The organism is Pantoea sp. CTOTU50773 (genome assembly GCF_032082325.1).
In the GTDB taxonomy this organism is placed as follows: domain Bacteria; phylum Pseudomonadota; class Gammaproteobacteria; order Enterobacterales; family Enterobacteriaceae; genus Pantoea; species Pantoea communis.
The window spans coordinates 1-11,372 of the sequence record NZ_DAMDQC010000142.1 but is presented as its reverse complement, the minus strand read 5'-3'; the positions used below and the strand labels follow the sequence as shown (position 1 = coordinate 11,372).

General features: G+C 53.6%; 10 protein-coding genes. 6 read left to right on the top strand and 4 right to left on the bottom strand.

Translation table 11 applies throughout. From position 1 onward, the window contains the following. Both aceE and pdhR read right to left on the bottom strand, forming a co-directional pair. Nucleotides 1-1,624 (bottom strand): pyruvate dehydrogenase (acetyl-transferring), homodimeric type (gene aceE / locus RT340_RS18280; protein ID WP_313377438.1); only part of this gene is annotated, 1,624 nt, incomplete at its 3' end. A 128-nt stretch (nucleotides 1,625-1,752) separates the two neighbouring features. After that, nucleotides 1,753-2,517 carry a pyruvate dehydrogenase complex transcriptional repressor PdhR gene (gene pdhR, locus RT340_RS18275; RefSeq protein ID WP_034829622.1) on the bottom strand — a complete coding sequence of 255 codons (765 nt, stop codon included), beginning with the start codon at nucleotides 2,515-2,517 and terminating at the stop codon, nucleotides 1,753-1,755. A 513-nt stretch (nucleotides 2,518-3,030) separates the two neighbouring features. On the opposite strand from pdhR, the gene aroP reads away from it, so the two are divergent. The 3 genes from aroP (at nucleotide 3,031) to RT340_RS18260 (ending at nucleotide 6,905) form a co-directional block, all read left to right on the top strand. Next, nucleotides 3,031-4,386 (top strand): aromatic amino acid transporter AroP, encoded by a 1,356-nt coding sequence (gene aroP, locus RT340_RS18270; RefSeq protein WP_097118353.1) that lies wholly within the window; start codon nucleotides 3,031-3,033, stop codon nucleotides 4,384-4,386. Between the two features lie 162 nt (nucleotides 4,387-4,548). Then, complete coding sequence (locus RT340_RS18265; protein ID WP_313377437.1) at nucleotides 4,549-5,955, top strand: MFS transporter; 1,407 nt, start codon at nucleotides 4,549-4,551, stop codon at nucleotides 5,953-5,955. After that, nucleotides 5,952-6,905, top strand: a complete 954-nt coding sequence (locus RT340_RS18260; RefSeq protein WP_313377436.1) for a family 43 glycosylhydrolase — start codon at nucleotides 5,952-5,954, stop codon at nucleotides 6,903-6,905. The genes RT340_RS18265 and RT340_RS18260 overlap by 4 nt, the downstream gene beginning before the upstream one ends. Here the strand turns inward: RT340_RS18260 and ampE are convergent. Further along, entirely contained in the window at nucleotides 6,887-7,741 is an 855-nt protein-coding gene (gene ampE, locus RT340_RS18255) for a beta-lactamase regulator AmpE (protein ID WP_034829634.1), read from the bottom strand. The genes RT340_RS18260 and ampE overlap by 19 nt on opposite strands. A 16-nt stretch (nucleotides 7,742-7,757) precedes the next feature. Beyond that, the gene (ampD, locus tag RT340_RS18250; protein ID WP_045816802.1) at nucleotides 7,758-8,309 is read right to left on the bottom strand and encodes a 1,6-anhydro-N-acetylmuramyl-L-alanine amidase AmpD; all 552 of its coding nucleotides are present in this window, start codon (nucleotides 8,307-8,309) and stop codon (nucleotides 7,758-7,760) included. A gap of 181 nt (nucleotides 8,310-8,490) precedes the next feature. Between ampD and nadC the strand changes: the two genes are divergently transcribed. The 3 genes from nadC to gspE form a co-directional block, all read left to right on the top strand. After that, nucleotides 8,491-9,387 carry a carboxylating nicotinate-nucleotide diphosphorylase gene (gene nadC / locus RT340_RS18245; protein WP_211729133.1) on the top strand — a complete coding sequence of 299 codons (897 nt, stop codon included), beginning with the start codon at nucleotides 8,491-8,493 and terminating at the stop codon, nucleotides 9,385-9,387. A gap of 177 nt (nucleotides 9,388-9,564) precedes the next feature. Beyond that, nucleotides 9,565-10,008, top strand: a complete 444-nt coding sequence (ppdD, locus tag RT340_RS18240) for a prepilin peptidase-dependent pilin (protein ID WP_097118349.1) — start codon at nucleotides 9,565-9,567, stop codon at nucleotides 10,006-10,008. Then, a partial coding sequence (gene gspE, locus RT340_RS18235) for a type II secretion system protein GspE (protein ID WP_313377435.1) occupies nucleotides 10,008-11,372 on the top strand: 1,365 nt, incomplete at its 3' end. The genes ppdD and gspE, both read left to right, overlap by 1 nt.

The window sequence follows — 11,372 nt, the reverse complement described above, 5'->3', positions numbered from 1 at the left end:
GGCTGTAAATACCGATCTGACGGAACAGACCTTCCATACCGAAGGTACGCGCTTCATCCGCAAGGATTGGCACCAGACGATCTTTGATCGACTTGTTCTTCAGCATCACGTTAAGGGCACGTACAAACGCGATGGTGGTCGAGATCTCTTTGTTCTGCTCTTCCAGCAACGGTTTGAACTCTTCCAGCGTTGGCATTTCCAGCTTCTCGCTGAACTCTGCCTGACGGGTTGGCAGGTAGCCACCCAGCTTCTCACGCTGACCGTGCAGATAGTTGTACTCGTCAGAACCTTTCTCGAAGGTCACGTACGGCAGGTTTTCGATCTGATCGTCTGCTACCGGCACGTTGAAGCGATCACGGATATAGCGAACGCCATCCATGTTCATCTTCTTCACCTGGTGCGCGATGTTTTTACCTTCCGCCGTGTCACCCATACCATAACCTTTGATGGTATGTGCCAGGATCAGGGTCGGCTGACCTTTGGTGTCCTGCGCTTTTTTCAGTGCCGCGTAGATTTTCTTCGGATCGTGACCACCACGGTTCAGGGCGAAGATCTCTTCGTCTGACCAGTCTTTCACCAGTGCAGCGGTCTCCGGGTATTTACCGAAGAAGTGCTCACGCACGTAGGCGCCATCACGGGATTTGAAGGTCTGGTAGTCACCATCAACGGTTTCGTTCATCAGCTGGATCAGTTTGCCGCTGGTGTCCTGCTTCAGCAGTTCATCCCAACGTGCGCCCCAGATCACTTTAATCACGTTCCAGCCAGCACCGGCAAAGATGCCTTCCAGCTCGTTGATGATTTTGCCATTACCGGTAACCGGGCCATCGAGGCGCTGCAGGTTACAGTTAATGATGAACACCAGGTTGTCCAGCTTCTCACGGGTGGCGATGGTGATTGCACCTTTAGATTCTGGCTCATCCATCTCGCCATCACCGAGGAAGGCGTAAACGGTCTGGTTAGACGTGTCTTTCAGGCCACGGTGTTCCAGATATTTCAGGAACTTCGCCTGATAGATCGCGTTCAATGGACCGAGGCCCATAGAAACGGTTGGGAACTGCCAGAAATCAGGCATCAGTTTCGGGTGCGGGTAAGAAGACAGACCTTTACCGTGCACTTCCTGACGGAAGTTATTCATCTGTTCTTCAGTCAGACGGCCTTCAAGGAAAGCACGTGAGTAGATGCCTGGAGAAATATGGCCCTGGAAGTAAACCAGATCGCCGCCGTCTTTATCACTGCGCGCACGGAAGAAGTGGTTGAAGCACACTTCATAAATGGTGGCAGAAGACTGGAAAGATGAGAGGTGACCACCCAGCTCCAGATCTTTCTTCGATGCACGCAGGACCGACATAATGGCGTTCCAGCGAATTGCGGAACGGATACGACGTTCAAGAGAGGTGTTGCCCGGATAGTCCGGTTCATCTTCAACAGCAATAGAGTTGATGTAGTTACTGATAGCCGACGCACCGCCAGCCACTTTCACGCCACCTTTGCGTGCTGCGTTCAATACCTGATCAAGCAGATACTGCGCGCGCTCAACACCTTCTTCACGGATGACCGATTCGATCGCCTGTAGCCAGTCACGAGTTTCGATCGGATCCACGTCATTCTGTAAACGTTCTGACATGGGGTGTGTTCCTTATCTGTGTCTAATACGTTGAATTATCAGGAGCCTGTCTGCTTGTGCTTTGCTTCTGGTTCACAGCACAAGTAAGACAGGCCCGTCGTTTATGTCCGCACGTTCGTTGCCGTGCGTTATTCCTTACGTTGCTGTAAACGACGCAGGGAGCGTTCACGACGGCTCTGCTCCCGACTTCTGTCCAGCAAGATTTCCTCAATAAACGCCAGGTGACGATGGGATGCCTCGCGTGCTTGTTCTGGCTCACGAGCCACAATCGCCTCAAAAATACTGGCGCGGTGACCGCTCACTTTCGCCAGCATTTCCCGGCGAGCGTAAAGCAATTCGAAATTCTGACGGACGTTTTGTTCCAGCATAGGGCCCATGGAACGCAGCAAATGTAAAAGCACCACATTATGGGCGGCTTCTGTGACAGCGATCTGATACTTCATCACTGCATCTGCTTCAGCATCCAGATCGCCGCTGTCCTGCGCCTGTTGGATGTGAACATGGCAGTCGCGAATACGCTGCAAGTCTTCATCCGTGCCACGTAGCGCCGCATAATAGGCAGCAACACCTTCCAGCGCGTGACGGGTTTCCAGCAGGTCAAACTGGGATTCTGGATGTTCGGCAAGCAGGCTGACTAAGGGATCGCTCATGCTTTGCCAGAGATTTGTTTGCACGAAGGTACCACCGCCCTGACGGCGTAGCAGCAGGCCTTTGGCTTCCAGGCTCTGAATCGCTTCGCGCAGGGATGGACGTGAGACATCAAACTGTTTCGCCAGTTCGCGCTCGGGGAGAAGCTTTTCACCTGGCTGGAGCGTCCCTTCCATAATGAGAGACTCCAACTGTTGCTCGATCGCATCGGAGAGCTTGGGTTGGCGAATTTTACTGTAAGCCATCTTCCCTTCTTATTGTGAAAACGTCCGGAGTAAATTGGTAATACCAATTGAAAAATGGTGCCCGTAAAGTAACAAAGTATTCACCTTGTGTCTATATGGCAGGCATCACACTTCCGGGGTATATCGCTGTTACAGCGCGCTAACTTACCGTGATAAAGGCATATATTTGCTCCGTAAGTGAATTGTTAACAGATTTCACTTTTACCAAACCTTACACTGAGTTAGCCCTAAGCCTTACAGGCAACCATAAGGGAAAGCTATTCGTGTTTATTGATTTTTCATGTCAGAAATAGCGCGAGCGACACCCAGTGGATAGTGCTGCTTTTTCAGCCATCTCTCAGCACAAAAAGCAAAAGCAGGTGCAAAGCGGCGCGCTTATCACTATTCTGGTCGCCATGGTAGTTTCAGCATGCACACAGCACGCCAAATACCGTAAAGAAAAGAATACATTGCGTAAAACAGCCTTACAGTGCGCGCACTGCAGGTGCACAATAACAACATCACGAGGTTTGTATGGAACAACAGCATGGCGAATCGCTGCACCGCGGCCTGAAAAATCGCCATATTCAGCTGATTGCGCTGGGCGGTGCCGTGGGTACTGGCCTGTTTCTGGGTAGCGCATCAGTAATTAAATCGGCCGGTCCGGCCGTGATTCTCGGTTATGCGATTGCAGGATTTATTGCCTTTCTGATTATGCGCCAGTTAGGTGAAATGGTCGTGGAAGAGCCGGTTGCCGGCAGCTTCAGCCACTTCGCCTATAAGTACTGGGGCAACTTTGCCGGTTTCGCCTCTGGCTGGAACTACTGGGTGCTGTATGTCCTGGTTGCCATGGCTGAACTGAGTGCCGTCGGTAAATACATCCAATTCTGGTATCCCGAATTCCCGACCTGGGCCAGTGCGGCGATCTTCTTCGTCGTCATCAACGCCATTAACCTGACCAACGTAAAAGTGTTTGGGGAAATGGAATTCTGGTTCGCGATCATCAAAGTCGTCGCGGTTATCGGCATGATCCTGTTCGGCGGCTGGCTGCTGTTCAGCGGCAACGCCGGTCCGCAGGCCAGCGTCACTAACCTGTGGAGCCAGGGTGGATTCCTGCCACACGGTATGACCGGCCTGGTGATGATGATGGCGATCATTATGTTCTCGTTTGGTGGTCTTGAGCTGGTGGGTATCACGGCGGCTGAGGCTGACAATCCGCAAGAGAGCATCCCGAAAGCCACTAACCAGGTACTGTGGCGTATCCTGATTTTCTATATTGGTTCACTGGCAGTGTTACTGTCATTGCTGCCATGGACGCGCGTCACCGAAGAGACCAGCCCGTTTGTGTTGATCTTCCACGAATTGGGTGATGCCTTTGTCGCCAACGCGTTGAATGTGGTGATCCTGACGGCGGCGCTGTCGGTCTACAACAGCTGCGTGTATTGCAACAGCCGTATGCTGTTCGGCTTAGCGCAGCAGGGTAATGCACCTAAAGCGCTGCTCAATGTTGATAAACGCGGCGTGCCAGTGGCAACCATTTTGGTCTCTGCAGTAGCCACAGCGCTGTGCGTCCTGATCAACTACCTGATGCCGGGCGAAGCCTTTGGCCTGCTGATGTCACTGGTGGTCTCTGCGCTGGTGATCAACTGGGCGATGATCAGCCTCGCGCACATGAAATTCCGTAAGAAGAAAGACCAGCAGGGTGTGACCACGCGCTTTAAAGCCGTGCTCTATCCGTTTGGTAACTGGCTCTGCCTCGCGTTCATGGCGGCCGTACTGGTCATCATGGCGATGACGCCGGGTATGGCGATTTCTGTGTGGCTGATTCCTGTCTGGATCATTATCCTGGCAGTGGGTTACACCATCAAAAATAAAGTGCAAGAAGCCTAATGTATGCTCTTGCCCGGCGCGTCAGCGCCGGGCAACATTCCTGATCTGCCTCACACTTTTCTGCGCCCACCTGTTTTGTCCATCTACGTGACCAATTGTTCCCCAGCAGGTTACTGATTTAACGCTGATAATTTCGTCTCACCTTTTCGCGGGAGACGAACAATGGAAGGCGCAGCGCTCTCATTCAGAGAGAAACTGGGATATGGCATGGGCGATGCCGGATGTAATATGATCGGCGGTGCGATCATGCTTTTCCTTAACTATTTCTACACCGATGTGTTTGGCCTCGCACCCGCGCTGGTCGGTACACTGCTACTTTCTGTTCGCGTGCTGGATGCCGTCACCGATCCCATTATGGGCGCCATCGCCGATCGTACCCAAAGCCGCTGGGGGCGTTTTCGCCCGTGGCTACTGTGGGTTTCCGTCCCCTATGTGCTGTTCAGCGTGCTGATGTTCACCACGCCAGACTGGAGCTATGACAACAAAGTTATCTGGGCCTTTGTCACCTACTTCTTGATGTCGCTCACCTACACCGCCATCAATATTCCTTACTGCTCGTTGGGCGGTGTGATCACCAACGATCCCGGTGAACGCGTCTTCTGCCAATCTTACCGCTTTGTGATGGTGGGCGTGGCGACACTGATCCTGTCGCTCTCTCTGCTGCCGATGGCCGAGTGGTTTGGCGGTGACAACAAAGCACGCGGATACCAAATGGCGATGAGCGTGCTGGCACTGATTGGCCTGGCGATGTTCCTGTTCTGTTTTGCCACGGTTCGCGAACGTATCCGTCCAGCCGCGCCCAGTAATGATGATTTGAAGAAAGATCTGCGTGACGTCTGGAAGAACGATCAATGGGTGCGCATTCTCCTGCTCACCTTCTGCAATGTTTGTCCTGGCTTTATCCGCATGGCCGCCACCATGTATTACGTTACCTGGGTAATGGGGCAATCCACGCATTTTGCCACGCTGTTTATTAGCCTGGGTGTGATTGGCATGATGTTCGGCAGTACGCTGGCAAAAATCCTCACCGACCGCTGGTGCAAGTTGAAGGTGTTTTTCTGGACCAATATCGCGCTGGCACTCTTCTCGTGCGGTTTCTATTGGATTGATCCTCATGCGACTGTGGCGGTTGTCGTCGCCTACTTCCTGCTGAATATCCTGCATCAAATCCCGTCACCGCTGCATTGGTCGCTGATGGCGGATGTCGATGATTATGGTGAATGGAAAACGGGAAAACGCATCACCGGCATGAGCTTCTCCGGTAACCTGTTCTTCCTCAAAGTGGGTCTGGCGGTGGCCGGTGCGATGGTTGGTTTCCTGCTGTCTATTTATGGCTATGACGCGGGTGCAAAGCAGCAGGCTCCCAACGCCATCAACGGCATCATGCTGCTGTTTACCGTGATTCCCGGTGTTGGCTATCTGATCACCGCCGGTGTAGTGCGCTTGCTGAAGGTGGATCGCAAACTCATGCGCATCATTCAGGATGATCTTGCGCTACGCCGTGCCAATGCACGTGAATTATCCCCTGCCTCCCTGACTGTCACCCCGCAACCTGGAGAGATCAAATGAGCTGGCCAAATCCCTTTATTACCCAACGCGCCGATCCATTTATCCTGCGTCATGGCGAAGGCTACTACTTCGTGGCATCGGTGCCGGAATATGATCGACTCGAAATCCGCTACGCTGACACACTGAATGGACTGATTGAGAAGGAGGCGATTACGGTGTGGCGCAAGCCTGATACCGGGCCGTATAGTGCGTTAATTTGGGCGCCGGAACTGCACCATATCAATGGACAATGGGTGATTTACTTTGCTGCTGCGCCAACACGCGACATCAAAGATGGCCTGTTTCAGCATCGCATGTATGCGCTGGTGTGTGATGACAGCAATCCGCTTTCCGGCCACTGGCAACCTGTTCGCCGAGTGTTTACCCCAATCGACTCTTTCTCGCTTGATGCGACGCATTTCGTGCATCAGGGCAAAAACTGGTATCTGTGGGCACAGAAGGATCCCGCTATTCCGGGTAATTCCAATCTCTATCTCGCGGAATTGCTTAATCCCTGGACGCTGAAAAGCGCACCGGTGATGCTCAGCCGGCCGGAGTATGAGTGGGAGTGCGCAGGCTTTAGCGTCAATGAGGGCCCAGCAGTTATTCATCACGGCGATCGGCTGTTTGTCACCTATTCCGCCAGCGCAACTGATGAGAATTACTGCCTGGGAATGCTCAGCATCGACATGATGGCCGATCCGCTCGACAGCACTGCCTGGCAGAAATCTGCGCGTCCAGTCTTCACCACCAGCTGGGAAAATCAGCAGTATGGGCCGGGGCATAACAGCTTTACGCGGGACGAAAACGGCAGGGACGTGCTGGTGTATCACGCGCGGAATTACACCGAAATTGAAGGCGATCCATTATGGGATCCGAATCGCCATACGCGCCTGAAGTACATTGAATGGCGCGAAGACGGCACACCAGATTTCGGTGTACCGCCTGCCGATCACACCAGCGTGCCGTAAATGGTCAGCAACGCGACCACAACCACCAGCACTAACGATATCCGCTTCGCCAGCGCCACGGCCACCCGTGGCGTTTCCACTTTATCCATATGCGGATCGCGCGCCAGCGAGAATTGCGCCAGACTGGTCAGCACCTGATATTGCGAACGATGCCGATCGCTTAGCGAGGCAAACCACGCAGGCAATGCCCGCTCACCGTGGCCTAACAGCGCATAAGCCACACCTGCCAGTCGCACCGGGATCCAGTCCAGCACGTGCAGTATGCTGTCTACACCTGACTGCGCGCGCTCCAGTGGAGAATGGTGTTTTGCCAGCCAACTTTGCCAGGCACGCAAGAAGGCATAACCCACCAGCAGCACCGGTCCGTAAGGGCCACCGACCACAAACCAGAACAGTGGCGCGAGGTAAAAGCGGAAGTTAATCCAAATCAGTGCATTTTGTAGCTCACGTAAAAACTCACGCTCACTGCACTCAACGGGTACACCATGAATCAGTGTCAGTTCCGCTGCCATGGCCTGATGCGCCGCTTCATCATCGTGGCTGGCGGCTTTCAGGTAGCGATGATAGTGTAGACGCACCGAACCTGCGCCGATACACAGCAAGCCCACCACAATCCAGAATGCCAGTTGTGCCACGCCAAACAGAATGCCTTTCAGACTCCACACCAACAGCCAGACGATCAGCATCGCGATGAGGGTCATCACCAACGTGCGCAGCAGTGAAAATCGCTGGCGTCCGCGAAACAGCGGCTCCAGACGATGATCCAGCTGCCAATGCTCACCCAATTTAAACAGGCGTTCCCAACCTAACACTAATAACAAGCTAAACAACGTCATACCTGCTCCTGCTGTTTCAGGGATTCTCCTGCCTGATAGACTCTTTATAGCGTATCCAGTCAAATGCGGGGCCTGGATCGGTTTTGCGCTGTGGCGCGATATCGCTGTGTCCGGTAATGCGTTCCAGCGTCAGCGGATAGTGCTTAAGCAACAAGGCCGTGACCTTTTTTAAGGTCTTATACTGCGCGTCGGTATAAGGCAACGTATCCGTGCCTTCCAGCTCAATGCCCATCGAGAAATCATTACAGTTTTCTCGCCCGGCAAATTGCGACACACCGGCATGCCATGCACGCTGATCAAACGAAACATACTGCACCAACTCACCATCACGACGAATCAGGCAGTGCGCCGCCACGCGCAGCTGCGCGATATCGGCAAAATAGGGGTGAGCATCCGGCGGCAAGGTCCCGGTAAACAGTTGATCAATCCACGGGCCACCAAATTCCCCCGGCGGCAAACTGATATTATGAATAATCAGCAACGAGGGAATTTCATTTTCCGGTCGTTGGTTAAAGTGCGGCGAGGGCACTTTGCGCGCGCTGGTAATCCAGCCATCTTCCAGTTTCATGTTCTAAATCCCAGGCTAAATCAGGCTGAGAATAACATGTTTCCCCTTTTCGGCTTGTGACTTAATGTGAATGGCGAACAGTGTTAAGGATACTAAACATTTCAGCTATCACGACTGGCAATAGGCTATAAATCAGGCTAAGGTGAGCGCAGTTAAATCCGATTAATGGAGTGGCATAAGCATGGCATCGCGTCGTTACGATCCCGATCATCGTCGTCAGGAACTGATTAAGCGTATTGAGCAGGACATCCCCGAAGCCGTTGCGCGCGCACTTCGGGAGGATTTGGGTGGTGAGGTGGATGCTGACCGTGACATCACCGCCCTGCTCTTACCGGAAGATAAACAGGCCGAAGCACAGATCATCACGCGTGAAGCCGGTGTTTTTTGTGGTAAACGCTGGGTGCAGGAAGTGTTTATCCAGCTTGGCAATAAAGTCACGATTGTCTGGCATGTCGAAGATGGCCAAAACGTCGCAGCTGACCAGCTGCTATTCGAGTTAAAAGGTCCGGCCCGGCTGCTGTTAACCGCTGAACGAACTGCATTAAATTTCGTCCAAACGCTTTCCGGGGTGGCCACAGAAGTCAGTCATTATGTCGAGTTGCTCGTTGGCAGCGAAACGCAATTGCTGGATACACGCAAAACCTTGCCAGGTCTGCGTACAGCGCTGAAATATGCCGTATTGTGTGGCGGCGGCAGTAACCATCGGCTTGGTCTTTCCGATGCCTTCCTGATTAAAGAAAACCATATTATTGCCAGCGGTTCGGTACGCAATGCCGTTGAGAAAGCGCTGTGGCTGGCTCCCGATGTACCGGTTGAAGTAGAGGTAGAGAGCCTGCAGGAACTGCAGGATGCGATTGATGCCGGTGCCGACATTATCATGCTAGATAACTTTAGCTTCGAGATGATGCATGAAGCCGTCCTTCTCACCGACAAACGTGCCCTGCTGGAAGTCTCCGGTAACGTCACGGAAGCCACGCTGCCGCAAATTGCCAAAACCGGCGTCGACTTCGTGTCCGTGGGGGCATTGACCAAGCACTTGCGCGCCATGGATCTCTCCATGCGCTTTCGCGACAACTAAATCCTCCCTCTTACCGCCGCAATTGCGCGGCGGTTTGTGAGTCGCCTTCCTGTTTATTGATACTTCTTCTGCAAACGCGGCGATTCTTTACATCCTGCCTTCCAGCGTTAAACCGTCTCACTATCGCTTTCAGACGCCGTTTTCTACCTTAGCCGCTCCACAACAAGGAGCTGAATAATGGATAGACAACAAGGTTTTACCCTCATCGAATTGATGATAGTGATTGGCATTGTGGCCATTCTTAGTGCTATTGGCCTGCCCAGCTACCAAAATTATCTACAACGCGCCGCGCTGACTGACATGCTGCAAACCATGGTGCCTTATAAAACCGCCGTGGAACTCTGCGCGATTGAACGTGGCGGCCCCACTCAGTGCCAGGCGGGTGCAGGCGGCATTCCTGCTGCCAAAGGTTCACGCTATGTGGCCTCGCTAACCGTCGTGAATGGCGCCATCACCTTAACGGGTCAGGAGAGTCTTACCGGGTTGAGTGTAGAAATGACACCTATCTGGAACACCACGGAAGGCACGCTGGACTGGCAACGCAGTTGCACCAGCACCAATGCCAGTCTGCGCGACAGCTGTCTTGAACAGTTCCGCTTCACCGATAAGGACACTCACTGATGGCACAGCCCAATACCCCGATCCAGACCTTATGCGCACGTTACCAGGCGGTGATGCTTCAGCATGACGCCACATCACTGCGCGTCGCAGTAGCCGAGACGCCCGATCCGCTGCTGCTGGAAGCCCTGCAATTCGCCAGTCAGTGCAAAGTGGAAGTCGAGTGCTGGCCAGCGGCACGACTGGAGCAACTCCTGCACACCCCTGATGACTCGGCGACGTTGCACGAACCGGCCGCTACCGAAACAGCGATTAATGCCGTTGAACAGATTTTGCGCCAGGCGATCCAACGCCGTGCTTCTGACGTGCATTTTGAACCTCAGCAGCAGGGGTTACGCGTCCGATTACGTATTGATGGCGTCTTGCACAAACTGTCACATTTGCCAGATGCACCTACGGCTGCGGTGCTTGCCAGACTGAAAATCCTCGGCGGGCTGGATATCGCCGAGCGTCGCTTGCCACAAGATGGGCAATTCACACTGAACCTTGACGATCAACAGGCCGCATTTCGCCTTTCTACTTTACCCATTAGTCACGGTGAGAAAGCCGTGGTGAGACTGCTGCAAAGTGAAAACAGCGCGATCGCATTGGATAAACTCGGCATGCCGGTTACCCAACTCCGGTTACTGAAGCACGCGCTGGCTAAACCTCAGGGACTGATACTGGTCACCGGGCCTACCGGCAGCGGTAAAACCTTTACCCTCTACAGCGGATTAAGCGCTCTGAATGTGCCGGATAAAAATGTCTGCAGTGTAGAGGATCCCGTTGAAATTCCATTAGAGGGCATTAACCAGACGCAAATCCAACCGCGGAGCGGGCTCGATTTTAACCGTGTACTGCGGGCTCTGCTGCGACAGGATCCGGATGTGATTATGGTGGGCGAAATCCGCGATGCCGAAACGGCCAGCATTGCCGTTAAAGCGGCGCAGACCGGACATCTGGTGCTATCAACATTGCACACCAATTCGACGGCAGAAACGCTCACGCGTCTGCGACAGATGGATATTCCCGGTTACCTGCTCGGCCCGGCATTACAGTTAGTCATCGCGCAGCGTCTGGTACGACGGCTCTGCGAGCACTGCCGCCAGCCAGCGCAGGCCATTGCACATCTGCCACACGAAATCTGGCCAGGCACCTTACAAACATGGCGCGCCCCAGGCTGTGACCACTGCTTCTCGGGCTATTACGGACGCCTGGCGTTATTTGAGGTGCTGCCGATGAGTAACAAGTTACAGAACGCGATTTCTGCCGATATGCCGCTGGAGCACATCATCTCACTGGCCAATGAAGGCGGGATGAAAACCCTGCTCGCCGCCGGGTTGGAGGCTGTGAGTCGCGGTGACACCTCCTTTGAACAAGTTCAGCGG